This is a genomic window from Micromonospora sp. NBC_01392, from assembly GCF_045040125.1.
Classification (GTDB): domain Bacteria; phylum Actinomycetota; class Actinomycetes; order Mycobacteriales; family Micromonosporaceae; genus Micromonospora.
On sequence record NZ_CP109549.1, the window covers coordinates 6,571,659 to 6,595,356 of the forward strand.

The 23,698-nt window shown below is 75.6% G+C and carries 19 protein-coding genes and 1 pseudogene; 7 read left to right on the forward strand and 13 right to left on the reverse strand.

Annotated features, from left to right (window positions below; translation table 11 throughout):
* Nucleotides 1-93 precede the first annotated feature (93 nt).
* Nucleotides 94-1,146 carry a glutathione S-transferase family protein gene (locus OG767_RS28740; protein WP_405094338.1) on the forward strand — a complete coding sequence of 351 codons (1,053 nt, stop codon included), beginning with the start codon at nucleotides 94-96 and terminating at the stop codon, nucleotides 1,144-1,146.
* Nucleotides 1,147-1,278: 132 nt separating this feature from the next.
* On the opposite strand, the gene nuoH is transcribed toward OG767_RS28740, so the two are convergent.
* Nucleotides 1,279-2,241: an NADH-quinone oxidoreductase subunit NuoH gene (gene nuoH / locus OG767_RS28745; RefSeq protein ID WP_343445002.1), complete on the reverse strand. Its 963-nt coding sequence runs from the start codon at nucleotides 2,239-2,241 to the stop codon at nucleotides 1,279-1,281.
* 455 nt (nucleotides 2,242-2,696) lie between these two features.
* A pseudogene (locus OG767_RS28750) lies at nucleotides 2,697-3,293 on the reverse strand (NADH-quinone oxidoreductase subunit C); the annotation flags it as partial.
* Between the two features lie 103 nt (nucleotides 3,294-3,396).
* Here OG767_RS28750 and OG767_RS28755 point away from each other — a divergent pair.
* Nucleotides 3,397-4,443, forward strand: coding sequence for a glucose 1-dehydrogenase (locus OG767_RS28755; RefSeq protein WP_405091271.1), 1,047 nt, complete (start codon nucleotides 3,397-3,399; stop codon nucleotides 4,441-4,443).
* 13 nt (nucleotides 4,444-4,456) lie between these two features.
* On the opposite strand, the gene OG767_RS28760 is transcribed toward OG767_RS28755, so the two are convergent.
* Together OG767_RS28760 and OG767_RS28765 are read right to left on the reverse strand one after the other, a co-directional pair.
* Complete coding sequence (locus OG767_RS28760; protein WP_405091272.1) at nucleotides 4,457-5,773, reverse strand: DUF2252 domain-containing protein; 1,317 nt, start codon at nucleotides 5,771-5,773, stop codon at nucleotides 4,457-4,459.
* A gap of 37 nt (nucleotides 5,774-5,810) precedes the next feature.
* Complete coding sequence (locus OG767_RS28765) at nucleotides 5,811-6,371, reverse strand: NADH-quinone oxidoreductase subunit B (RefSeq protein WP_405091273.1); 561 nt, start codon at nucleotides 6,369-6,371, stop codon at nucleotides 5,811-5,813.
* 195 nt (nucleotides 6,372-6,566) lie between these two features.
* On the opposite strand from OG767_RS28765, the gene OG767_RS28770 reads away from it, so the two are divergent.
* The 3 genes from OG767_RS28770 (at nucleotide 6,567) to OG767_RS28780 (ending at nucleotide 9,388) form a co-directional block, all read left to right on the forward strand.
* A complete protein-coding gene (locus tag OG767_RS28770; RefSeq protein WP_405091274.1) occupies nucleotides 6,567-7,127 on the forward strand; it encodes a SigE family RNA polymerase sigma factor in 561 nt (186 codons plus the stop codon).
* Entirely contained in the window at nucleotides 7,120-8,319 is a 1,200-nt protein-coding gene (locus OG767_RS28775; protein WP_405091275.1) for a hypothetical protein, read from the forward strand. Before OG767_RS28770 ends, OG767_RS28775 begins: the two co-directional genes overlap by 8 nt.
* 118 nt (nucleotides 8,320-8,437) lie before the next feature.
* The gene (locus tag OG767_RS28780; RefSeq protein ID WP_405091276.1) at nucleotides 8,438-9,388 is read left to right on the forward strand and encodes a hypothetical protein; all 951 of its coding nucleotides are present in this window, start codon (nucleotides 8,438-8,440) and stop codon (nucleotides 9,386-9,388) included.
* Nucleotides 9,389-9,470: 82 nt separating this feature from the next.
* On the opposite strand, the gene OG767_RS28785 is transcribed toward OG767_RS28780, so the two are convergent.
* Genes OG767_RS28785 through OG767_RS28795 form a run of 3 tightly spaced genes read right to left on the reverse strand, consistent with a single transcriptional unit; the run spans nucleotide 9,471 to nucleotide 12,758 of the window.
* A complete protein-coding gene (locus tag OG767_RS28785; protein WP_405091277.1) occupies nucleotides 9,471-10,943 on the reverse strand; it encodes a pyridoxal phosphate-dependent decarboxylase family protein in 1,473 nt (490 codons plus the stop codon).
* 52 nt (nucleotides 10,944-10,995) lie between these two features.
* Complete coding sequence (locus OG767_RS28790; protein WP_405091278.1) at nucleotides 10,996-12,411, reverse strand: MFS transporter; 1,416 nt, start codon at nucleotides 12,409-12,411, stop codon at nucleotides 10,996-10,998.
* A 32-nt stretch (nucleotides 12,412-12,443) separates the two neighbouring features.
* Nucleotides 12,444-12,758, reverse strand: coding sequence for an MGMT family protein (locus OG767_RS28795; RefSeq protein ID WP_405091279.1), 315 nt, complete (start codon nucleotides 12,756-12,758; stop codon nucleotides 12,444-12,446).
* 13 nt (nucleotides 12,759-12,771) lie between these two features.
* Here OG767_RS28795 and proB point away from each other — a divergent pair, with 13 nt between their 5' ends.
* Both proB and OG767_RS28805 read left to right on the forward strand, forming a co-directional pair.
* Nucleotides 12,772-13,929: a glutamate 5-kinase gene (proB, locus tag OG767_RS28800; RefSeq protein WP_405091280.1), complete on the forward strand. Its 1,158-nt coding sequence runs from the start codon at nucleotides 12,772-12,774 to the stop codon at nucleotides 13,927-13,929.
* 73 nt (nucleotides 13,930-14,002) lie between these two features.
* Nucleotides 14,003-15,244 carry a glutamate-5-semialdehyde dehydrogenase gene (locus tag OG767_RS28805; protein ID WP_405091281.1) on the forward strand — a complete coding sequence of 414 codons (1,242 nt, stop codon included), beginning with the start codon at nucleotides 14,003-14,005 and terminating at the stop codon, nucleotides 15,242-15,244.
* A gap of 37 nt (nucleotides 15,245-15,281) precedes the next feature.
* Here OG767_RS28805 and OG767_RS28810 read toward each other — a convergent pair whose 3' ends face one another.
* The 6 genes from OG767_RS28810 to OG767_RS28835 form a co-directional block, all read right to left on the reverse strand.
* Nucleotides 15,282-16,529, reverse strand: coding sequence for a hypothetical protein (locus tag OG767_RS28810; protein WP_405091282.1), 1,248 nt, complete (start codon nucleotides 16,527-16,529; stop codon nucleotides 15,282-15,284).
* Between the two features lie 111 nt (nucleotides 16,530-16,640).
* Nucleotides 16,641-17,888, reverse strand: a complete 1,248-nt coding sequence (moeZ, locus tag OG767_RS28815; protein WP_405091283.1) for an adenylyltransferase/sulfurtransferase MoeZ — start codon at nucleotides 17,886-17,888, stop codon at nucleotides 16,641-16,643.
* A 41-nt stretch (nucleotides 17,889-17,929) separates the two neighbouring features.
* A complete protein-coding gene (locus tag OG767_RS28820) occupies nucleotides 17,930-18,721 on the reverse strand; it encodes a DUF3152 domain-containing protein (protein WP_405091284.1) in 792 nt (263 codons plus the stop codon).
* A gap of 75 nt (nucleotides 18,722-18,796) precedes the next feature.
* Nucleotides 18,797-19,651 (reverse strand): DUF3152 domain-containing protein, encoded by an 855-nt coding sequence (locus OG767_RS28825; protein ID WP_405091285.1) that lies wholly within the window; start codon nucleotides 19,649-19,651, stop codon nucleotides 18,797-18,799.
* Nucleotides 19,652-19,656: 5 nt separating this feature from the next.
* Nucleotides 19,657-20,712 carry an alpha/beta fold hydrolase gene (locus OG767_RS28830; RefSeq protein ID WP_405091286.1) on the reverse strand — a complete coding sequence of 352 codons (1,056 nt, stop codon included), beginning with the start codon at nucleotides 20,710-20,712 and terminating at the stop codon, nucleotides 19,657-19,659.
* 41 nt (nucleotides 20,713-20,753) lie between these two features.
* On the reverse strand, nucleotides 20,754-23,693 hold the full coding sequence (locus OG767_RS28835) for a hypothetical protein (RefSeq protein ID WP_405091287.1): 2,940 nt from the start codon (nucleotides 23,691-23,693) through the stop codon (nucleotides 20,754-20,756).
* Nucleotides 23,694-23,698: the final 5 nt, after the last annotated feature.

The window sequence follows — 23,698 nt, forward strand, 5'->3', positions numbered from 1 at the left end:
CCCGCCGGGACGGACCGGCGCGACGGTCTCCGCCGCTCGAACTGCCGGGACCGGTGCGAGCGACCATGATGGGAGGTGACGACAACCTGGGAGGTGGGCGTGGGCGGCAGCGACGACGAGATCCTCGACCGGACCGGCGGCAAGTACGTGGAACCGGGCGGCGAGTTCACCCGCGACCAGCGGTACATCGCCACCCGGATCACCGCCGACGGGCGGGACGGCTGGCCGGTGGAACCGGGCCGCTACCGGCTGGCGGTCAGCCGGGCCTGCCCGTGGGCGAACCGGCTGATCATCGTGCGCCGGCTGCTCGGGCTGGAGGACGCCATCTCACAGGCCGTGGCCGGCCCCACGCACGACAAGCGGAGCTGGACGTTCGACCTCGACCCCGGCGGCAAGGACCCGGTGCTCGGCATCGAGCGGCTCGCCGACGCCTACTTCGCCCGCTTCCCCGGCTACGAGCGGGGCATCACCGTGCCGGCGCTGGTCGACGTGGCCACCGGCCAGGTGGTGACCAACGACTACGCGCAGATGAGCCTGGACCTGTCCACCGAGTGGACCGCGTACCACCGGCCGGGCGCGCCGGAGCTGTACCCGGAGCCGCTGCGCGCCGAGATCGACGAGGTCAACAAGGTCGTCTTCGCCGACGTCAACAACGGTGTCTACCGGTGCGGCTTCGCCGGCAGCCAGGAGGCGTACGACAAGGCGTACCACCGGCTCTTCGACCGGCTGGACTGGCTGAGCGAGCGGCTGACCGGCCAGCGGTACCTGGTCGGCGACACGATCACCGAGGCGGACGTGCGGCTGTTCACCACGCTGGCCCGCTTCGACCCGGTCTACCACGGGCACTTCAAGTGCAACCGGCAGAAGCTGAGCGAGATGCCGGTGCTCTGGGCGTACGCCCGGGACCTGTTCCAGACGCCGGGTTTCGGCGACACGATCGACTTCGACCACATCAAGCGGCACTACTACGAGGTCCACCGGGATATCAACCCGACCGGCATCGTGCCGCTCGGCCCCGACCTGTCGAACTGGCTGACCCCGCACGGCCGCGAGGACCTGGGCGGCCGCCCCTTCGGCGACGGCACCCCACCCCCGCCTCCGCCCCCCGCCGAGCGCGTGGACCCCGCCCACACCCCCCTGCGCTGACCCGCCCCGCCCCGCCCCACCCCGCCCCGCGATCTTGCACTTTCACGGAAAGAGTGGCTATTCGAGCCCCGTTAGCCACTCTTTCCGTGAAAGCGTGCGACCCGTAAAGGGGCGCGGGGCGCGGGCGCGGGGCTACAGCGCCAGGCGGACGGCGACGGTGAGGACGAGCTGGGCCAGCGCGAGGGGGACCAGGACCAGCCAGCAGAGGCGTTGGAGCTGATCCTCGCGAAGCCGGGGGTAGCTCACCCGCAGCCAGATGATCACGAACGCCACGGCGAACACCTTGAGCAGCGTCCACAGCCAGCCGAGCTGCGCGTCGGCGAACGGGCCCTGCCAGCCGCCGAGGAAGAGCACCGTGGTCAGCGCCGCGATCACCACGATGCCGACGTACTCGGCGAGCAGGAAGAACGCGAAGCGCAGGCCGGTGTACTCGGTCATGTAGCCGAAGACCAGCTCGGAGTCGGCCACCGGCATGTCGAACGGTGGACGGCGGATCTCGGCCAGCCCGGCCACGAAGAAGATCACCATGGCCGGCGCCTGCCAGAGCAGCCACCACGGCCGCCATGCCTCGACGATGCCGCTCAGGCTCAGCGTGCCGGCCGCCATCGCCACCGAGGCGGCGGCCAACACCAGCGGCAGCTCGTAGCCGAGCAACTGGGCCGCGCCGCGCAGCCCGCCGAGCAGGCTGTACTTGTTGGCCGACGCCCAGGCCGACATGAGCACCGCCAGCACTCCGATGCCCACCACGGCGAGCACGAAGAACAGGCCGATGTCCAGCGGCTGGGCGACCAGGCCCGCGGGGCCGAGCGGGATGACCAGCAGCACCAGCAGGTACGGCACCAGCGCCACCGCCGGCGCCAGCCGGAACACCGGCCGGTCCGCCTCGCGCGGGGTGACGTCCTCCTTCTGCACGAACTTGATGCCGTCCGCGACGAGCTGCGCCCAGCCGTGGAAGCCGCCCGCGTACATCGGGCCGAGCCGGCCCTGCATGTGCGCCATCACCTTGTGTTCGGCCTGGCCGACGATCAGCGGCAGGGTGAGGAACGCGACCAGCACGCCGGCCACCCGCAGGACCAGCTCCAACCAGTCCGGCATCAGTCCTCCCCCGCCTCGGCGCCGGAGCCCGCGTCGGGCCGGGCCGGGCCGGCGGGCCGGTCGTCCGCCGGTTCCTGCCGTGCGGGGCCGGTCGGTCGCTCCCCCGGCAGCGGGCGCCCGAGCGGGCCGGGTTCCGCCGGCGGCGGGGCGGGTTCCCGCCGGGCCGGGCCGGTCGGCCGGGACGCGCCCGGGACCGGACGAGCCTCGGGGCCCGGCCGCGTCCCACCCCCAGCAGAGGCCGGAGGCGCGGGGCGCTCACCGGAGGCCGGAGGTACCGGGCGCTCGCCGGACTCCGGGCGCTCGCCCGCCTCCGGGCGCGGCGGACGCTCACCGGAAGCTGGAGGCGCGGGGCGCTCGCCGGACGCGGGGCGCGCCGGACGCTCGCCCGGGGCCGGGCGGGGTGGTCGCTCGCGGGCCGGGCGGGCCGGCGTACCGCCGCGTGGGCCCTCGCCGACGCCGGCCGCGCCGGCCGGCGTGGGCGTCGTCCCCCACTCACCCGGCGCGGGCACGCCCGGCGGCCGGACCGGACGGCGACCGCCGCCCGCCTCCGACTCGCCCGGCTCCTTCGCGCCCGGCCACGGCTTCGCCACGCGGGAGGCCAGCACGAACTCCTTGCGCAGCGGGTGCCCCTCGAACTCCGGCGGCAGCAGCAGTGGCCGCAGCTCGCCGTGCCCGGCGAAGTCGATGCCGAACATCTCGTGGGTCTCCCGCTCGTGCCAGGCCGCGCCGGGGAAGACGTCGACCACCGAGGCCACGACCGGCGTGTCCCGGGGGACCCGGGTGCGCAGCAGCAGCCCGTGCCGGTGCCGCACCGACCAGAGGTGCGCCACCACGTCGAAGCCGTCGGCCAGCTCGTCCACCGCCGACAGCCAGTCGAGGAAGTCGCAGCCCAGCTCGGCGTCGTCGCGCGCCGCGCGCACCGCGTCCGCCCAGCTCGCCGGCGGTACGTCGACGGTGGCGCGGGCGTACCCCTGACCGCCGGAGACCGACGCGGCGGCCTCGACGGGCGCGAGCAGCACGACCACGCGACGGCCGACCTCTTCCGGAGTCATGCGCTGATCCTATGGCCGGCAGCTCGCGGCCGGGTCGGGCCGTCCGGGCCCGGTTCGCCGCTTTGCCGAGCGGGCGGCCGGCCGGCGGGGAAAGATGAGGGCCGTGCGCGCTGTGACTGTGACCCCTGGTGTCCCGGACTCGCTGCGGCTCACCGAGGACTGGCCCGAGCCGGCGCCCGAGGAGGGCGCGATCCTGGTCGAGGCGCTGGCCGTCGGCATCTGCGGCACCGACCAGGAGATCATCGCCGGGGAGTACGGCGAGGCGCCGCCGGGTCAGGAGCGCCTGGTGCTCGGGCACGAGTCGCTGGGTCGGGTGCTGGAGGACCCGACCGGCACGTTGCACCCCGGTGACCTGGTGGCCGGTGTGGTCCGCCGCCCCGACCCGGTGCCCTGCGCGAACTGCGCGGTGGACGAGTGGGACATGTGTCGCAACGGGCGGTACACCGAGCACGGCATCAAGGGGTTGCCCGGCTTCGCCCGGGACCGCTGGCGGCTGCCGCCCAAGTTCGCCGTCGGGCTGGACCCGGCGCTGGAGTCGGTGGGCATGCTGCTGGAGCCGACGAGCGTGGTGGCGAAGGCGTGGGACCACATCGAGCGGATCGGCCGCCGGGCCGAGTGGAAGCCGAAGACCGCGCTGATCACCGGCGCCGGGCCGATCGGTCTGCTGGCCGCGCTGCTGGCCAGCCAGCGTGAGCTGTCCGTGCACGTGCTGGACCGCAACACCACCGGCCCGAAGCCGGACCTGGTCCGCGCGCTCGGCGCGACGTACCACACGTCGACGGTGGCCGAGCTGGACCTCGCACCGGACGTGGTGGTCGAGTGCACCGGCGCGCCGCCGGTGGTGCTGGACGCGATGTGCAAGGCCGCGCCGAACGGCATCGTCTGCCTGACCGGGGTGTCCAGCGGCGGCCGGACCATCGACTTCGACGCCGGCGCGCTCAACCGGGAGCTGGTGCTGGAGAACAACGTGGTGTTCGGGTCGGTCAACGCGGGCCGCCGGCACTGGGAGCTGGCCGCCGAGGCGCTCGCCCGCGCCGACCGGTCCTGGCTGACCTCGCTGGTCACCCGCCGGGTGCCGGTCTCCGCGTACCGGGAGGCGTACGCGTCGACCGGCGACGACATCAAGGTGGTGCTGGACTTCGCGCAGTGAGCCGGGCGCCGGCTCAGATGCCGGGCAGCCGGCCGTTGCGGAACAGGTCCACGAAGAGCTGGTGGTCCTCGCGGGCCCGGATGCCGTACCGGTGGGCGAAGTCGACCAGGTAGTCGACGAAGCCGTCGACGTCGGCGTCCACGGCCGCGACGATCGACTCCTCGGTGGAGTAGTCGACCAGGTCGTGGCTGGACTCGTCGTCGGCAACCGAGTGCATCCGGGCCACCGCCCGGCCCAGGTCGGTGAGCACCCCGGCCAGGTCCTCGGGCTCGTTCACGTCGGCCCAGTCGAGGTCCGCCGCGTACGGGGAGACCTCGGCGACGAGCTGGCCCACGCCGTCCAGCTCCGTGAAACCCAGCCACGGGTCGGCGTGCGCCTGCAACGCCCGCTGCGACTCGGCGGTGCGGTGCCCCTGGTGCCGGAAGTACGACCGGACCCGCTCGTCGTCGATGTGCCGCGCCACGGCCGGCACCTGGGCCTGCTTCATGTAGATGACGACGTCGTTCTCCAGCGCCTCGGTGTGCCCCTCCAGCAACAGGTTGTACGACGGCAGCCCGGCCGAGCCGATGCCGACGCCCTTGCGCAGCACCACGTCCTTGATGGTGGTCGCCACCGGGCGCAGTCGGGCGCTCGACTCCGGCAGCGTGTGCAGGTAGTCGCCGAACGCGGCGCAGACCCGTTCCCGGGTGGCGGCGTCGATCTCGTGCACGCCGTCGCCGAGCGAGAACCGCCGCTCGTAGTTGTCGACGGTGGTCTGCGTGGCGAGCAGATCCACCCGGGTGCTCAGCCGGGCCTGCTGGAGCACCCGGCGCAGCACGCCGTCGGCGTTCTCCAACGTGATCGAGCCGATCGCGTCGTCCCCACCGGTGGCGATCGCCCGCAGCTCGGTCAGGTACGACCGGGCGAAGCCGGTCACCAGCTCGCCGATCACCCGGTCGGAGAGCGCCTTGGCGTAGCCGAGCAGGGCCACGCTGGCGGCCAGCCGCTTCAGGTCCCAGGTGAACGGCCCGACGTACGCCTCGTCGAAATCGTTGACGTTGAACACGAGCCGGCCGGATGCGTTCATGTAGGTGCCGAAGTTCTCGGCGTGCAGGTCGCCGTGGATCCACACCCGGCTGGTCCGGTCGTCGAGGAACCGGTCGCTGGCGAAGTCGCCGCGCTGGTCGGCGTAGAACAGCGCGGCGCTGCCGCGGTAGAACGCGAACGGCGAGGCGGCCATCTTGCGGAACTTCCGGCGGAACGCCGCCGGGTCGATCGCCATGGACGCGCCGAACTCCTCGGTCAGCACGTCGACGATGTAGGCGGAACGCTTCTCCGCGGAGTCGGTCATGGTCCGCAGGCTAGCCCCGCCGCGCCACCGGAGCGGGTCAGCCGATCGGGGGACGCACCGGGGGCGCGGTCAGCGCCTCGACCGGGCGCGGGAGCACGTCCGCCGGGGAGGCGAGCCGGTCCGGGCGAGGCACGCCGCCGAGGCCGGACTGCTCGGCGGCGATCTTCTCCTGGAGGCGGAGGATGCCGTGCAGCAGCGCCTCCGGGCGGGGCGGGCAGCCGGGCACGTAGACGTCGACCGGGATGAGCTGGTCGACGCCCTTGGTCACCGAGTAGGAGTCCCAGTACGGGCCGCCGCAGTTGGAGCAGGCGCCGAACGAGATGACGTACTTCGGCTCGGGCATCTGGTCGTAGAGCCGCTTGACCGCCGGGGCCATCTTGTCGGTGACCGTGCCGCTGACCACCATGAGGTCGGCCTGTCGGGGGCCGTGGGCGAACGGGATCACGCCGAGGCGCATGAAGTCGTGTCGGCCCATGCTGGTCGCGATGAACTCGATGGCGCAGCAGGCCAGGCCGAAGTTGAACACCCAGAGCGAGTAGCGACGGCCCCAGTTCAGCACGAACCGGATCGGCTCACCGAGCACGGCCGGCAACTGCACCTGACTCTCCCTCCACGGTCCCCGAACCGACAGTCAACCACAGCGTCCGGGGCCCGGACCGGCCGCCGGCCACCGCCGCTGTCCCCGACCGGACAGTCGGCCACCCGCCGGTACGGCAACGGCCGCAACCCGTACCGGCGTCCGGACGTGTGACCGGTGTGACCGCGCCGGCGGCATGCTCACGGGGAGGACCGGATGACAGTGACGAGGGAGCCGCGGCTCGACGAGCCGCCGCCCGAGGAGACCACGAGGCGCCCGGCCGGAGCGGGGCCGGTCGACTTCGACGGTCTCTACCATGCGCACTTCCGGTCGCTGACCGTTCAGCTCACCGCCTACTGCGGTGACCTGGCCCAGGCGCAGGACATGGTGCAGGAGGCGTTCTGCCGGGCGTTCGCGCGCTGGTCCCGGGTGTCCCGCTACGACGATCCATTGGCCTGGATCCGTCGGGTGGCATGGAACCTGGCGACGAGCCGGTGGCGGCGGGTGCGGACGGCCCAGGCGTGGCTGCACCGGCAGCGTGAGGAGCACGTGCCGGGGCCCGGGCCGGACCGCGTCGCGTTGACCGCGGCGCTGGCCGACCTGCCCGCCAACCAGCGTCGCGCGGTGGTCCTGCACTACCTGGCCGATCTCAGCGTCGCGCAGATCGCGGCCCAGGAGAACGTGCCGGAGGGCACCGTCAAGTCCTGGCTGCACCGGGGGCGGGCCGCGCTGGCAGCGAAACTCACCACCACGAACGAGGTGCACCACCATGACTGAGCCCGACGACATCCTGGTCGGCGGCGAGTTCGCCGAGTTCCGCGCGGCGTACGTGCCGGTGGTGCACCCGGCCGGGACGGCGGCGGTCCGGCGGACCGTGCGCCGGCGCCGCCGGCGGACCACGGTGGTGACCGCCGCGGCGGTGGTGCTCGCGGTGGCGGTGCCGGTGGGGGCCAGTGGGGCGTTGCACCGGCGCACCGGGCCGCCCCCGACGCCGGCCCAGACCGTCACCCCGAGCCCGTCCGAGACCACGTCGTCGCCACCCCCGCCGCCGACGACGCCGGCGCCGAGCACCGCCAGCCCGAGCCGGGCCGCACCGGACGGACGGATCAGCCGGTCCCAACTGCTGGCTGCCCGGGTCGACCTGCCGGCCTGGACACCCGACCCGGACTGCACGGCGGGTCCGACCCGGATCGCCGCCAGCTACCGCAAGGAGGGCGACGTGCTGCTGGAGGAGCTCGTCCACGGCGACGTGGACGGCGACGGCACGGTGGAGACGGTCGCCCTGCTCCGCTGCCAGATCTTTCAGCACGGCCCGTCCCAGGTGGTGGCGCTCGACCGGGACGCCGACGGCCGGATCGTCGTCCTCGGCCAGGTCGCCCGGTCCGCGAAGACGGCTCCCGAGTGGCTGCTCGACGCACAGGTCACCGACCGCGGCACGGTCCGGGTGGAGATGGCGGACATCGCGCCCGGCGGCGGCTGGTCGCTGGACTGGTCGCAGCGGCAGTGGCGCGGCTACCGGTGGACCGGCACGCGTTTCGACCAGGTGGACGGGCCCACCTCGTTCGGCCCGAACCCGCACCTGGCCGACCTGACGGTCTCCGCCGGCGACGTGGCGTGGAGCGCGCCGGACGCGGACGGCGCACGTACCGGGACGATCGCGGTCACGGTGCGGAACCTCAGCGCGGTCCCGGCCGAGCTGGTCGAACTGCACCTGCGGATGCAGGTGGGCACCGTCGCGGACGGTGACGCCTGGTCGGCCTGCCGGGACGGGGCACCGCCGAAGGGACCGATCATCTGCCGCTTCGGTCCGCTCGGACCCGGCGCGGAACGGATCTTCCGGTTCGGCCTGCGCAACACGAACAGCGCCAGCGGCACCGGCATCGCCGAGGTGACGCCGGTCGGCACCGACGCCGACCCGCTGATGGACCCAAACCACGAGAACAACGAGGACCGCTACACGTACCGCTGAACCGCTGTCGGATTCCATCCAGAAAGAGATCGCAACCGGATCGACGCCCGTCGCGTGCTACCGGTGACGCCGCGCGGACCAGCCGCGCGGTGACGGGGACCTTGGGAGGACCTTCCAGATGAGGACACGTATCGGAGGCCGGCTCGCCGGCGTCCTGCTCGGCTCGGCCGCCGCGCTGCTGGCGCTCACCGCTCCGGCCGCCGCCGCACCCACCACCGACCCGGCCGCCGACATCTCGGTGGGTCGGCTGGTGCTGGAACCGGGCGCGCGCGGCTACCACGGCAGCCTGCCGGTCACGGTGACCAACAACGGCCCGGTCGCCACCTACTTCAGCGTCTTCCTGCGGGAGCCGGTGGCCGGCTCGTTCCGCGGCGTGAACCCGGAGGAGGCGTGCGGCTTCGGGGCGTTGCAGGACAACCGGCGGACCGCCACCTGCGGCGTGCCCGGCGGCGACATCGAGCCGGGCGAGAGCCGGCAGTTCGCCGTCACGTTCGAGGTGCTCACGGCGACCCGCGACGTCGCGATGATCGCGAAGGGCGGCACGATCTCGGTGAACGTCGGCGACGGCCGGGACGAGGTCGCCGACCGGGCCAGCTACGCGGCACGGTTCCGCTCCACCACGGGGTCGCTGCGCGACCCGGTGCCCTACGTGCAGGACACCCAGGCCCGTGCCTCGATCACCACGGCCGGGGCGGCGACGCTGACCCGCCAGGAGGACGGCAGCTACCGGGGCCGGCTGCCGGTGACGGTCGGGTGGGCCGGTGACACCGCGCACGACCAGCTCTGGGCCGAGGCGACCGGGCTGCCGGCGGGCGTGCAGATCTGGGGCACCGACCCGCAGGACGCACCGAGCTTCTTCACCAGCTTCACCGTGCCGGGCGGACGTTTCATGGCCGGCGAGCAGCGGAGCTTCGACGTGCTGCTCTACGCCGAGCCGGGCACCGTGCCAGGTGACCTCGGCGCCGCCACGCTCCAGCTCAACACCCAGTGGGACGCCGTCACGGTGCCCGACGCCGCCCCGGCGGACAACGCCGCCTCGTTCACCGTGACGGTGGCCGACGCGGGCTGACACCCCCTCGCCCGGCCGGCGCCCACGCGCCGGCCGGGCTGCTCCGGCGGGCGGCCGGGCTGCTCCGACGGGGCGGCCGGGCTCACCAGGCGGGTCGCTGGAGCAGCCCGACGAACTCCGCCAGCAGGCGTTCCCGGACCGCCGCCGGGGCGGCGTCGAGCAGCGTGTTGACCACCGCCATCCGGTCCGGGACCCCGCCGGCCAGGCCGAGCCCCTCGGCCAGCCCGGCCACCAGCTCCGGGGTGAGCGCCTCCGGGGCGAGGCCGGCGGCCAGCGCCCGCAGCTCCGGCGGCAGCACGACCGGGCCGGCGGCCCGCGCCGCGGCGACCGCGTCGGCCAGCGCCGGTGCGAACTCGGCCACCCGGGGCGCCACCGCGGCGGTCACCGTGAGATGCACACTGGCCGGCAGGTCGGCGTACCGGAGCTGGGGCTGGGTGTGCCAGCCACGCGCGGTCAGCTCGTCGACCAGCACGAACAGGTCCAGCTTCGGGTCGTCGGCGGTGAAGCACACCACTGTGGACTCCGGCTCGGCCATCAGCCGCAGCCCGTCCGACGCCCGCACCGCGTCGGCCAGCCCGGCGACCGCGTCCCGGGTGGACGCGGCCAGTCGCAGGTAGCCGTCCTCGCCGAGGTGCCGCAACGTGGCGTACGCGGCGGCGATCGGGCCGCCGGACCGGGTGGAGGCGATCACCGGGTTGACCATCGTGTAGCCGGGCCAGTCCGCGTACGCGAAGAACTGCGGGGCGCGCAGCGCCGGATCGCGGTGCAGCAGCACCGACACGCCCTTCGGCGCGTACGCGTACTTGTGCAGGTCGACCGAGACCGAGGTGACGCCGGGCACGGCGAAGTCGAACGGCGGCACCGGCGCGCCGAGCCGACGCAGCCAGGGCAGCGCCCAGCCGCCGAAGCAGGCGTCCACGTGGCAGCGCACCCCGGCCCCGGCCGCCACCTCGGCGATCCCGGCCACCGGGTCGACCACGCCGTGGGCGTACGACGGCGCGGACGCGACCACCAGCACGGTCTCCGGCCGGATCGCGGCGGCCACGTCGGCCACCGCCGGACGCAACGTCGCCGGGTCGACCGGCACCGTGTCCAGCTCGACCCGCAGGTAGTGGGCGGCCTTGGCGAACGCGGCGTGCGCGCTGGCCGGCACCACGAGCCGCGGCGCGGTCAGCTCGGGGCGGGCGTCCCGGGCGGCCTTGACGGCGAGCAGGAGCGACTCGGTGCCGCCGCCGGTGACGCTGCCCACCACGTCCGGCGCGGCGGTGCCGGGGCCGCCGCCGAGCAGCCGGGCGGCGGCGGCGACCAACGCGTTCTCCATCGCCAGCAGCGACGGGAAGGCGGTCGGGTCGAGGCCGTTGACGTGCGCGCTCGCCGCGTACGCGGCCTGGGCCAGCTCGTCCAGGCCGGCCACGCCCGGGTCGTAGACGTAGGCGAACAGCCGGCCGCCGTGCGTCGGGCGGTCGGCCGACCGCAGCGCCCGGATCTCGTCAAGCACCCGCGCCGCCGGCACCCCTCGCGCGGGCAGCGCGCCCGTCCCCGCCGTGTCGCTCATCAGGTGTTCCTCTCGTGACGGTCCGCGTCGACCGGCGGACGGGTGCGGCGCCTCACGCCCGAGCCACCGGCGCGGTAGCGGTGTCGCCCGACCCGGACGCGCTGCCATCGGACGCGCCGGCGTCGGACGCGGTGCCGCCGGACGCGGTGGTCAGGTCGGCCGGGGTGAGCGTGTAGCCGCGCAGCAGCGCCACCGGGGCGGCCACCAGCAGGGCGGGCAGCACGGTGAACCCGAGCAGCACCCCGAGCCGGGCGGAGTCCGGCTGGACGGCGGCGGCACCGGTCGACGAGGAGACGTAACCGGAGAGCTGGAGCACCAGGCCGTAGATGCCGGGCCCGAGCGCCAGGCCGAACGTCTCGCCGGCGGTCCACAGCCCGGTGAACACCCCGGCCTGCCGACGGCCGGTGCGCGCGGTGTCGTACGCGATGCAGTCCGGCAGCATGGCCAGCGCGAACACCTGCTGGCCGGCGTAGCCGACGCCGATCAGCGCGACCACCGCGTACACCCCGGCGGCCGGCAGCGCGGGCGCGGCGACCAGGGCCAGCGCACCGGCCGCGAAGAGCAGCGACGCGGCGACCAGCGAGGTGCGCTTGCCGAGCCGGTCGCCGGCCCGGCGCCAGAGCGGCATGACCAGCAGCGCGGGCGCGACGAAGCAGGCGAAGAGCAGGGTGGGCCCGCTGTCCGGCGCGCGCAGCACCTGGTCGGCGAAGTACTTCACGCCGGCCAGCACGGTCGCCACCCCGGCGGACTGGAGCACGAAACAGACCAGCAGCACCCGGAACGGCCGGTTGCGGCCGGCGACCGCGAGCTGGGCGCGCAGGCTCGGCTCGCTCTCCCCGACCGTCCCGGCCGGCGCGGACCGGGTGCCGAGGAACGCGCCGACCGCGCCCACCACGATCAGCGCGGCGACGAACAGGCCCATCCAGCGGTGACCGGGCACGCCGTCGCCACCGGCGGCCACCACCGCCGGGGCCACCGCGCCGGAGACCAGGATGGCCAGCGCCAGCACCGCGATCCGCCAGGTCATCAGCCGGGTACGCTCCGCCGGGTCGGCGGTCAGCTCGGCCGGCATGGCCACGTACGGCACCTGGAAGAACGCGAACGCGGTCGCGGTGGCCAGGAACGCCAGCGCCACGTATCCGGCGGCGGCCGGGCCGCGCCCGAACGGGGCGGCGAAGATCGCGGCGAACAGCACGGCCAGCGCCAGCCCGCCGCCGAGCAGGTAGGGCCGGCGGGCGCCCCAGCGCGAGCGGGTCCGGTCCGAGACGCGGCCGGCGACCGGGTTGACCAGCACGTCCCACGCCTTCGGCAGGAGCACCAGCAGCGCGGCGAGCCCGGCCGCCACGCCCAGCGTGTCGGTCAGGTACGGCAGCAGGAGCAGCCCGGGCACGGTCCCGAACGCGCCGGTGACCAGCGAGCCCGACGCGTACCCGAGGTGCACCCGGCGGGGCAGGCCCGAAGCTGTCATGGAGTCGAATGTTACTCACGTTATGGTCGCGGTCACATCCCCTCCTCCGGCGACCAGGCGGCCACCGCCAGGTCGACCCGATCCCCGCGCAACGGGCAGCCCTCGGCGCGCAGCCGGGCCCGCGCCTGAGGCTCGTGCCCCGGCGGCAGCCGGCCGGCCGCGTTCACCACGCGGTGCCACGGCACCCCGCCCCCGTGCCGCGCCATGATCGAGCCGACCAGCCGCGCCGATGCCCGCCCCGACCGCTCGGCCAGCGCGTCGGCCACCGCCCCGTACGACATCGCCCGCCCGGGCGGGATGCGCTCGACCAGCGTCAGCACCGCCTCGACGTACTCGTCAGGTGTCACGAGCTGCCACGATATGGGAACGCGCCACGATCGCGCGGACCGCGACCCGCAGAATGGTCGGGTGCGTGAAGCAGTCGCCTCGGCCCGCCGGATCGTGGTCAAGATCGGATCGTCCTCGTTGACCACCGCGACGGGCGGTCTCGACGACGCCCGGGTCGACGCGCTCGTCGACACGCTCGCCGCCCTGATCGGCGCGGGACGCGAGGTGGTGCTGGTCTCCTCCGGTGCGATCGCCGCCGGCCTCGCCCCGCTCCGGCTGCCCCGACGCCCGCGCGGCCTGGCCACCCAGCAGGCCGCCGCCAGCGTCGGCCAGGGCCTGCTCATCGGCCGGTACGCCACCGCGTTCGCCCGGCACGGTCACCCCGTCGGGCAGGTGCTGCTCACGGTCGACGACGTGACCCGGCGGGCGCACTACCGCAACGCGTACCGCACGCTGCGCAAGCTGCTCGACCTGCGGGCCGTGCCGATCGTCAACGAGAACGACACGGTGGCCACCGACGAGATCCGGTTCGGCGACAACGACCGGCTCGCCGCGCTCGTCGCCGCGCTCGTCGACGCCGACCTGCTGGTGCTGCTCTCCGACGTGGACGCGCTCTGGACCGGCGACCCGACCCGTCCGGACAGCACCCGGGTCACCGAGGTGCACGGCGAGGGCGACCTGGCCGGCGTCGACGTCGGCGGGGCCGGCCGGGCCGGGGTGGGCACCGGCGGCATGGTCACCAAGGTGGAGGCGGCGCGCATCGCCACCGGCTTCGGCATCCCGGTGGTGCTCACCGCCGCGCCGCTGGCCGGCCCGGCGCTGGCCGGCGAGCCGGTCGGCACGTTCTTCCACGCCAGCAGCCGACGCCCGGCCGCCCGGCTGTTCTGGCTGGCGCACGCCACCGCGCCGCGCGGCCGGCTGCACCTCGACCCGGGCGCGGTGCAGGCCGTGGTCGGTCGGCGCAAGTCGCTGCTGCCGGCCGGCATCACCGCGGTGGACGGCGCGTTCACCGCCGGGGACCCGGTGGACCTGGTCGACACCGCCGGCGCGCCGGTGGCCCGTGGCCTGGTCAACTACGACGCGGTGGAGCTGCCCGGCCTGCTCGGCCGCTCCACCGCGGAACTCGCCGCGGCGCTCGGCCCGGCCTACGAACGTGAGGTCGTCCACCGCGACGACCTCGTCTTGTTGTAAGCAGGGGCCCCCTGTTAACGCATTCTGCATAACAGGGGGCCCCTCCTAACGCCACTGCGAAGGAGAGCGCACCATGAGCGTCGTCGAGCAGGCCCGCCGGGCCCGGGACGCGGCGGAGGCCCTGGCGGCGGCCACCCGTACCGCCAAGGACGCCGCGCTGCACGCGATGGCCGACGCGCTGGTGGCGCGTACCCCGGAGATCCTGACCGCGAACGCGACGGACCTGGCGGCCGGGCGCGACGCCGGACTGACCGCGGCCGTGCTGGACCGGCTCGCGCTCGACGAGGGCCGGGTCGCCGCCATCGCGGACGCGTTGCGCGAGATGGCCGCGCTGCCCGACCCGGTCGGCGAGGTGGTCCGCGGGTCCACGCTGCCGAACGGGCTGGAGCTGCGCCAGGTCCGGGTGCCGTTCGGGGTGGTCGGCATCGTCTACGAGGGCCGGCCGAACGTGACCGTGGACGCGGCCGGCATCTGCCTGAAGTCGGGCAACGCGGCGCTGCTGCGCGGCTCGTCCTCGGCGGCGCACTCCAACGCCGCCCTGGTCACGGTGCTCCGCGACGCGGTCGCCGGGGCCGGCCTGCCGGCCGACGCGGTGCAACTGCTCGACGCGTCCTCGCGTGACTCGGTCAAGGAGCTGATGCGCGCCCGGGGCCTGGTCGACGTGCTGATCCCGCGCGGCGGCGCGTCGCTGATCCGGGCCGTGGTCGAGGAGTCGACCGTGCCGGTGATCGAGACCGGGGTGGGCAACTGCCACGTCTACGTGGACGCCGCCGCCGACCTCGACAAGGCGGTGGCGATCACGCTGAACGCCAAGACGCAGCGGCTGTCCACCTGCAACACGGCCGAGTCGCTGCTGGTCCACCGGGCCGTCGCGGACGCGTTCCTGCCGGCCGTGCTGGCCGCGTTCGCCGAGGCCGGGGTGACCGTGCACGGCAGCCCGGAGGTGGCCGCCCACTCCGACGCGGTGGTCGCGGCGACCGAGGAGGACTTCGCCACCGAATATCTGTCCGCCGACATCTCGGTCGCCGTGGTCGACTCGCTCGACGCGGCGGTCGCGCACATCCGGCGCTACGGCACCGGCCACACCGAGGCGATCGTCACCGACTCGCAGCGGGCGGCGCGGGAGTTCGTGGCCCGGGTGGACGCCGCCGCCGTGATGGTGAACGCGTCCACCCGGTTCACCGACGGCGGCGAGTTCGGGTTCGGCGCCGAGATCGGCATCTCCACCCAGAAGCTGCACGCTCGCGGCCCGATGGGCCTGCCGGAGCTGACCAGCACGAAGTACGTGGTCACCGGCGACGGCCACCTGCGCTGAGCCGCACCCGGTCCCGGCTCGCGCCCGTGGCTGCGGGCTACGCCACCCGGAGCGGATTCGGGGCCGGAGCCGGCGTCCCGGTCGGGACCACAACCGGAGCCCGACCCGGCGTCCCGGCCGGGACCACAATCGGAGCCGGAATCACGACCGGAGCCGGGACCACGACCGGAGCCGGGACCACGACCGGAGCCGGGACCACGACCGGAGCCGGGACCACCGCCGGAGGCGGAACCACGGCCGGAAGCCGGGTCGGGGGTGCGGCCGGGGCCGGAAGCAGGGCCGGGGCCGCGGGCGCGGCCGGGTCGGGAACGGCCGGCGCGGCCTGCTCAGCCGGCGCGGGCGGAACGGGCGGCGCGGCCGGAGCGGGCGGCGCGGGCGCGCGGCGGCGGGACGGCGGCTCGGGCAGCGCGGCGGCGCGCGGCGCCACGAACGGGGCCCCGGACGCCGCGACCTCGGGCTCGGTCGGCCGGCAGGCCCGGATCGCGCGCAGCGTGGTGTGCACGTCGAACTGGTGACCGTCGTCGCTGTCCCAGCCGCCGTCGCTGCGTTGCGTCCCGGCCAGCCGACGCCGCGCCGAGACCAGCAGCCACTGCTCCTCGCCCACCTCCACCCGGCGCAGCGTGGCGGCGAGCCACGCCACGTCGGCCGGGGACATCTCCGGGATCCGGTCGGCGAGCACCGCCTGGATCCGGGCCGACTCGTGGTACATCCGCTGGCGGTGCAGCACCGCCGCGGCGAGCCAGCCGGCGGGCAGGAACGACGGCCAGCTTCCGTCCGGGGCGAGCTGCGCGGCGAGCGTGTGGGCCGCCGCCTGCACCACCCCGGCGTACGCCCCGCCGACGCGGTGGTCGAGCGGGCCGGCGGCTCGGGCGTCCAACCCGGCCACGGTGAGCCAGAACCCGGCGTCGGCGGTCAGGTAGAACCGCGCCTCGGGGTCGCCGGGAGTGGCCCACTCCGGCGCGAACCCGGCCAGCGACCGGTGCTCGTCCCAGCCACCGTCGGCGAGCTGGCCGGCGGCCAGCCAGTCCAGCGCGTGCCGGGCGGCGGGGCGGCCCAGCGCGCCGAGGTCGTCCAGCTCGGCGAGGCGGAAGCAGGTCGCGTCGACGGAGGCGACGTCGCCGCCGAGCACGGCGGGCCAGCCACCGCCGGGAGCCTGACCGGACTCCGCCGCGTCGAGCACCGCCGGCGGCACCGGCGTGCCGGAACGCAGTCGGGACAGGCGGGCCCGGTCCACCGCGTCCCCGTGTGCCACGACGAACCCGATCGCCGCTTCCAGATCGACCACGGTCGTGACGCTACCTGCGCGGACGCGGTCCCGCCTCGGTAGCTCGGCCAGAAAGCGGCAGACGCCGAGGGCCCTCCCGGCGCACCGGAAGGGCCCTCGGCGACATCGACGTCAGTACGCGGGCAGCGACGGGTCGACCTGCTTGACCCAGGAGAGCACGCCACCCTGCACGTGGACGGAGTCCTTGAACCCGGCCGCCTTGAGCGCGGCCAGCGCCTCGGCGGACCGGGCGCCGGACTTGCAGTGCAGCACGATCTGCCGGTCCTGCGGGAACTTCGCCAGCGCCTCGCCGGAGAGGATCTCCCCCTTCGGGATCAGCGTGGAGCCGGGGATGCGGACGATCTCGTACTCGGCGGGCTCGCGCACGTCGACCAGGAAGACGTCCTTGCCGGCGTCCTGCCACTCCTTCAGCTCCCGCGCGGTGATGGTGGAGTCGACCACCGCCTCCTGCGCCTCCTCGGAGACCGCGCCGCAGAAGTCCTCGTAGTCCTCCAGCAGGTCGGTGACCGTGGGGTTCTCGCCGCAGAGCGCGCAGTTCGGGTCCTTGCGCACCTTGATCTTGCGGTAGCTCATCTCCAGGGCGTCGTAGACCATCAGCCGGCCGACAAGCGGCTCGCCGATGCCGGCGAGCAGCTTGATCGCCTCGTTGACCTGGATCGACCCGATGGAGGCGCAGAGCACGCCGAGCACGCCGCCCTCGGCGCAGGAGGGGACCATGCCGGGCGGCGGCGGCTCCGGGTAGAGGCAGCGGTAGCACGGGCCGTGCTCGGCCCAGAACACCGACGCCTGGCCGTCGAAGCGGTAGATCGAACCCCAGACGTACGGCTTGCCGAGCAGCACGGCCGCGTCGTTGACCATGTAGCGGGTGGCGAAGTTGTCGGTGCCGTCGACGATCAGGTCGTACCGGGAGAAGATGTCCCGGACGTTCTCCCGGTCCAGCGCGGTGTCGTGGATCTCCACGGTGACCAGCGGGTTGATCTCGCGGATCGAGGCAGCGGCGGACTCGGCCTTGGACCGGCCGACGTCGGAGACGCCGTGGATGATCTGCCGCTGGAGGTTCGACTCGTCGACGGTGTCGAAGTCGATGATGCCGAGCGTGCCGACGCCGGCGGCGGCGAGGTACAGCAGGGCCGGCGAGCCGAGACCGCCGGCGCCCACGCAGAGCACCCGGGCGTTCTTCAGCCGCTTCTGCCCCTCGACCCCGACGTCCGGGATGATCAGGTGGCGCGAGTAGCGACGGATCTCGTCAACGGTCAGCTCGGCGGCGGGCTCGACGAGCGGGGGCAACGACACGGTGGACTCCCCGGAATCGGCGGTGGGAAAGCGCCATTGTCGCTCGCCGGAGTGCGGATCGGCCATGACGAGGGACACCCGGCCCGAACTGCGGGACCGGGAATATCTCAGACGCCGTCGGTGGGCTCGCCGGAGTACCGCGCCCCGTCCACGTACGGCCACGCGTTCGGCAGGCAGCCGTCCAGCCCGTACGTCTGCTGCTGCATCACCGGGGCCGGGGCGCCGGGGCGCGGGCACGCCTGGTGCAGCTCGCCGAACTCGTGCCCGACCTCGTGGTTGACCACGTACGTCCGGTAGACGTCGAGCGGGGCGCCGTAGTCGGGCACCGCGGTCATCCAGCGCGCCAGGTTCAGCACCACGCGACCGGGCAGCCGGCAGGACGTGTAGCGCTCGGTGTGCAGGCCGCCCTCGGCGCACATCCGCTCGGAGGTGGCCGGCGTGGCCAGGTAGACGGTGAAGTCGGCGGCGGCGGCCTCGGGCACCCGCTGCACCCGCAGCTCCCCGGAGGCGATCCAGCTACGCGGGTCGCCGAGCACCGCGTCCACGGTCGCGGCGAACGCGTCGGCGTCCTGCCCCGTACCGTGCTCGACCTCGATCCGGTAGCGACGCAGCGGGCCGGCGTGGCCGCGTACCGGTGAACGCCCGTCGGCCACCGCGAACGTGCCGGGGCCGGCGGTGGGGTAGCCGGTCGGCGACGCCGCCGCGGCGGTGTCGGCGTCCGGCATCAGCGTCGGCTCGGCGGCGAGCGGGACCCGCACGGGACGCGGCGGCTCGCTCAGCCGGGTGATGCCCGCCGCGCCGCCGACGGCCGCGAGCAGCATCGCCAGCAGCAGCACCGCGCGTCGGCGTCGGCGGCGCATCCGGCGCAGCCCGGGGCGTTCGGGCGGGTACGACGTCATGCGGACAGCGTGCCACGCAATTCGGGCATTTAGCTGCTTTTGCGGCGCAAGTCCTGAGAATTACTCACAACTCGGTCACAATGCCGGTCCGGTGTACCGCTTCCCGCCCAGGTACGGCCACGGGTTCGGCCGGCAACCGTCGAGGAAGAGCGTCTGCTGCTGCATCACCGGCGCGGCCCGCCCGGCGCCCGGACACGCCTCATGATGGTGCCCGAGCTGGTGCCCCACCTCGTGGTTGACCACGTAGAGCCGGTACGAGTCCAACGGCATCCCGGCGGCCACCAGGTGCGGCGCGGACGTCCGCCACCGGTCCAGGTTGAGCACGACCTTGCCCGGCACCCGGCAGGACGTGTACGGCACGCCGCCCTTGCGGATGTCGATCCCGCCCGCCCCACACAGCCGGCCGGCGGTGTCCCGGCTCGCCAGATAGATCGTGAAGTCGTACCGGCTGCCCGGCGTGACCCGCTGCAACCGCAGTCGGCCGCTGTCCACCCAGCTCCCCGGCCCGGCCAGGGCCCGCTGCACCGCGTCCCCGAACGCCCGGACGTCCTCACCGACGCCCCGCTCCACCGCCACCCGGAAGCGGCGCAGCTCACCGCCCCGGCCCAGCACGCCGCCGGCCCGGTCGTCGTACCCGAAACCGCCCGTGCCCCGCGCGGGCACCGGACCGGGCAGACTCAGCACGGGTGCCGGCGAGCGAGGCGGCGCGGCCAGCGCTGGCGACGACGAGACGCTCGGTGCCACCGGCGCCGGCGGCTGGGCGACGAACCCGTCGGCGACCACCTCCCGCGCGCCGGCCGGCGGCAGTTGCAGCGCCACGCCGACGCCGGCCCCGGCGGTGGCCAGGAACGCGCAGACCACCACGGCGGAGCGCCACCGACGGGCAGCGGACAGGGACCGCGGAAAACGCGGACGGCGGGAGCTGGGCATCCCGCTCAGCCTGCCATGTCGCGGACGCCGCCGCTCTCCCCCATTCCGCTCACCAGCGCCGTGACCTGCGCTTTCCAGCTGTCCGACCCCGGCGTGGCGGCCTCCGGCGACCCGGCCGGCGCCGCCTCGTCGAGCAGTGCCAGCACCGCCCGGGCCACCGTCCGGGGCACCTCCAACTGGGCCACGTGCCCGACGCCGTCCAGCATCAGCAGCCGGCTGTCCGGGATCACCCGGGCGGCCTGCGGAGCGACCCGCACGTCGACCAGCCGGTCCTGCCGCCCGCCCACCACCAGCGTCGGCACCCGCACCGCCGCGGCCTGCCGCCAGAGCGCGCCCTCCCCCGGCAGGTACGACCGCAGGAAACTGCCGACCAGGCCCCGGAACGTCCGGACGTACGCGGCGGCGTAGTGCGCCGCCTCGTACCGGATCCGGATCTCCTCGATCGCCTCCTGCCGGCGCTGCTCGCTGATCCGGGTCAGGTCCGCCACGCACGACTCCATCACCTGCTGCGCCATCGCCTCCGGAGCGAGCTGGGCCAGCCGCCAGGCGGCCAGCCGCTCGCCCCGGGGGATCACCAGCACCGGCAGCATCCGCCCCTGCAACGAGCGCCGGAAGTCCAGGAACGGCAGGGCCGGCGAGATCAGCGTGAGCGTGCGGACCAGATCCGGCCGCAGCGCCGCCACCCGGACCGCGACCGCCCCGCCCAGCGAGTTGCCGAACAGGTGCACCGGGCCCCGGTCGCTGTGCTCGATCCAGCGGACCACCCGGTCCGCGAACGCCGGGATCGTGTACCGCCGGCCGGGCTCGCTGCGCCCGAAGCCGGGCAGGTCGATCGCCTGGCCGTCGAGCCGGGGCGCCAGCAGGCCGGCCAGGTCGGTCCAGTTCTGCGCGGAGCCGCCGAGCCCGTGCACGTACAGCGCCGGCTCGGCGTCGGGCCCGGTGGCCGGCGTGTCCCGGACGTGCACGAGCGTGCCGTCGAGCCGCACGTGCCGGCCCGGCCAGGGCGGCGGGAGATGATGCGCGGGAAGGAGATGCTCGGGCCCGAGCGCGGCACGCTTCATGCGTTCAGTCTTCCCCGCGCCGGCCCCGCCCGCACAGTCCCCTAGGCGAGCAGCGCCTCCAGACGCCGGTTCACCGCGGCCAGCGTGGCCCGCACCACAGCCTGCCGCGGATCGCCCGCGACCAGGGCGGAACCGGCCAACTGCTCCACCCACCCGTCGCAGACCAGCAGCACCACCACGGTCGCCACCTCGCAGTTGCCGAACGGCACCACGGCGGCGTGCTCGACGAAGCACCGGCCCCGCTCGCCGGCCGGCAGGGCCGGGCCGAGCAGCTCGTCCACCGCGGCAGCCGCGGCCACCGCGCAGAGCCGCAACACGTACCCGTCGACGGCCGGCCCGGTCGCGTGCCCCTCGGCCATCCGGTCCCCGGCGAGCAGGCGGACCTCGGTGGTGGCGTCCAGCCCCAACGTGCTCACCAGGACGTGGTCGATCACCACCCGGGGCCCGGGCACGCCGCCCGGATCCAGCGGTCGCGACGGCGCGGTCTCCGTCGTGGTGATCTGCCCACCGGAGTACGAGGTGCCGAGCGTGACCGGACTGCCGGTGGACATGCCGGTGGGCGCGGCGGCCAGCGACGTCTCGTCCACGGTGGCCCGGCCCCGGTGGGTGGCCTGCCGGCGGCGGCGCGGCGGCTCGTCGGCGTCCTCCCCCGGCGCGTCGACCAGCCGGCCGGCGCGCGACTCCACGCCGCCGAACCGGCCCTCGCCGGAGCGGTTCTCGGCCGGCCGGTTCGATGCCGGCCGCACCACGCCGGCCCGCGCCGGCACGTCCGCCTCGGCCGGACCGGACGAGGCCCCGCCCCGCGCCGGAGCGCCCGGCTCGTCGTCGGCGCGCGGCGTACCGGATCGGGGCTCGGCCGACGCGGCCTCGGCGCGGCGGTCGGCAGCACGGCCCGGCGGGAACTCCGCGACCGGCGGGGCCTCGGCGAGGCGGTCGGCGCGGCCCGGTGGGACCTCCACCGGACGGTCGCGGCCGGCCGCGGCCTCGGCCAGGCGGTCCGCGCGCGCGGTGGCGGACCGGCGGCGGACCGGCGGCGGCGGTACGGCCGGCGCGCCGGGCAGGTTCTGCGGGGCGGCGGCCAGACCCATCCGATCCTGGAGCAGCCGGGCCACCAGCCGGCTCACCTCGGCCGGGTCCGCGCCGTCGGCCAGGTCCAGCCGGAGGCTGTGCGCACCGGCCGGGGTGCGGCGGAGCGCGGCGTCCCGGACGCCGGCCACCTCGCGCACGGCGTCCAGGATCGCGTTGACGTCGAAGCCCTCCGGCCGCTCGCGCAGCGGCGCCGGTTCGTCGTCCCGACGCAGGTGGGTGGCGATGCGGGCCAACTCCGGGGTCTCGGCGGACGGTTCCACGGCCGGCGGCTCCGGCACGACCGGCACGTCCGGCTCGGCGGGGACGCGCTGCGGCAGCACCGCCGGGGCCGACTCGGTCGGCTCCGGCCCGGCAGCCGCCTCGGCGGCCGGCGTCGGCTCCGGGGCGGACCGGCGGGCCGCGTAGGGCGGGGCGCTCGTCGGGCGGGGCGCGGACGGCGGGTCGAACCGCGCCGTCCCACCCGGCGCGGGGACGCCGGCCGACTCGCCGTGCGACGGCTCCGGTGCGGGGTACGCGGCGGCCGGCTCACCGAGGGCCCGGGCGGCCGGCCCCGCAGCGTACGCCGCCGGCGGTGGACCGGCCGGCGTCTCGCGCTCACGGGCGACCGGCGGCGCGCCGGCCGACTCGGGACGCGGGCCGAACGGGGTCACCGGCACCGGCGGACCCGCCCAGGAGGGCCGCTCGGCAGGCGGCTCGTGGCCCGAGCGGGACTCGGCGTCCTCGCGGGGCAGCCGGAACGGCCGGGTCGCCTCGGGACGCGGCGGCTCGGGCGGCGTCGCCGACTCGGCCCGCACCGCCTCATACGGCCGGACCGGCTCGGGCCGCGGCTCGTAACCGCCCGCCGGATCGACACGGGTCGGCTGGTAGCCGGTGGGCGGATCGACGCGGGTCGGCTCGTACTGTCGCATCGGTTCGGGCGCCCACTCGGACGCGCGGTCCTCGCGGGCGGCGCGGCGGCCGGTCGGCTCGTCGTCCCCGGTCCGTCGCTCGGCCGGCGCGTCGTCGCGGGCCGACCGGCGCGCGACCGGCTCGTCGGCGCGGGCCCACGGCGGGGCCCAGCCGTCGCCCCAACTCGGGCGGTTCCAGGACGGCCCGGGCCACTCCGGCTCGCCCGCCGGCCCCGCGCCCGGGTCGTTCGGCGCGGCAGCGTGGGGATCGGCGGCGGTCCGCTGCCCCTCTCCGGGGTGGACGTCGCCCGGGTGGTGCTCCGCCGCCGGCGGCTCGCCCCGGCCGGAAACCGGCACCGGCGGCTCGGCCGGGCCCCGGTGGGGCCAGCCCTGGTGCAGCGTCGGGGCCGGGTCGACGGTCGGGGCGTGGAAGCCCGGCGGCACCTCGAAGCCGGAGGCGGCGGCGCCGACCGGCGGCACCTGGAGCGCCGGGGGCGCGGAGGCCGGACCACTCTCGGCCCAGCGGGGCGACCGCCCGGCGGACGTGTCGTCCGAGGCGTGCCGGGAGCCGGTGGGGTCGGTCGGGCCGGGAAGCTGTTCGACGGCGGGCGCGGGGCGGGGGGCGGGCACGGCCAGCCGGTCGCCGTCGGTCTCCCGCGGCGGCTCGCCCACGGGCGGTGCACTCACCGGCGCCTGGCGGGTCACGGGTGACTCCTCCCCGGCGTGGTGCACGCCGTTGACGTGGCGGCCGTTGACGCGCGCCGGCGGCTCCTCGGCCGGGTGGCCGGGCAGCGGGGCCGGCAGGTCGCCGTGCCGGGGCGAGGACGCCGCCCACCCGCCACCGAGGTCGCCGTAGGGCCAGCCACCGGGCGCCGGGGCGCCGCGGGACCAGCCGTCCGCCGGGGGCGCCCATCCGCCGCCGGTGCGGGCCGGGTCGTCGTGCTGGCCCGTCCCGTCGCCGTGCTCTCCCGGGGTGGCGGCTCCGGGTTGCCCTGTTTCACTCACCGCGC

Coding starts and splice junctions, on each gene's coding strand:
- OG767_RS28780 (WP_405091276.1), top strand. CDS start 8,438: ATGAGGACACGTATCGGAGGCCGGCTCGCCGGCGTCCTGCTCGGCTCG.
- nuoH (WP_343445002.1), bottom strand. CDS start 2,241: ATGCCGGACTGGTTGGAGCTGGTCCTGCGGGTGGCCGGCGTGCTGGTC.
- OG767_RS28830 (WP_405091286.1), bottom strand. CDS start 20,712: ATGAAGCGTGCCGCGCTCGGGCCCGAGCATCTCCTTCCCGCGCATCAT.
- OG767_RS28785 (WP_405091277.1), bottom strand. CDS start 10,943: ATGAGCGACACGGCGGGGACGGGCGCGCTGCCCGCGCGAGGGGTGCCG.
- OG767_RS28825 (WP_405091285.1), bottom strand. CDS start 19,651: ATGCCCAGCTCCCGCCGTCCGCGTTTTCCGCGGTCCCTGTCCGCTGCC.
- OG767_RS28760 (WP_405091272.1), bottom strand. CDS start 5,773: ATGACCGACTCCGCGGAGAAGCGTTCCGCCTACATCGTCGACGTGCTG.
- OG767_RS28775 (WP_405091275.1), top strand. CDS start 7,120: ATGACTGAGCCCGACGACATCCTGGTCGGCGGCGAGTTCGCCGAGTTC.
- OG767_RS28805 (WP_405091281.1), top strand. CDS start 14,003: ATGAGCGTCGTCGAGCAGGCCCGCCGGGCCCGGGACGCGGCGGAGGCC.
- OG767_RS28770 (WP_405091274.1), top strand. CDS start 6,567: ATGACAGTGACGAGGGAGCCGCGGCTCGACGAGCCGCCGCCCGAGGAG.
- proB (WP_405091280.1), top strand. CDS start 12,772: ATGGGAACGCGCCACGATCGCGCGGACCGCGACCCGCAGAATGGTCGG.
- moeZ (WP_405091283.1), bottom strand. CDS start 17,888: ATGGCCGATCCGCACTCCGGCGAGCGACAATGGCGCTTTCCCACCGCC.
- OG767_RS28790 (WP_405091278.1), bottom strand. CDS start 12,411: ATGACAGCTTCGGGCCTGCCCCGCCGGGTGCACCTCGGGTACGCGTCG.
- OG767_RS28820 (WP_405091284.1), bottom strand. CDS start 18,721: ATGACGTCGTACCCGCCCGAACGCCCCGGGCTGCGCCGGATGCGCCGC.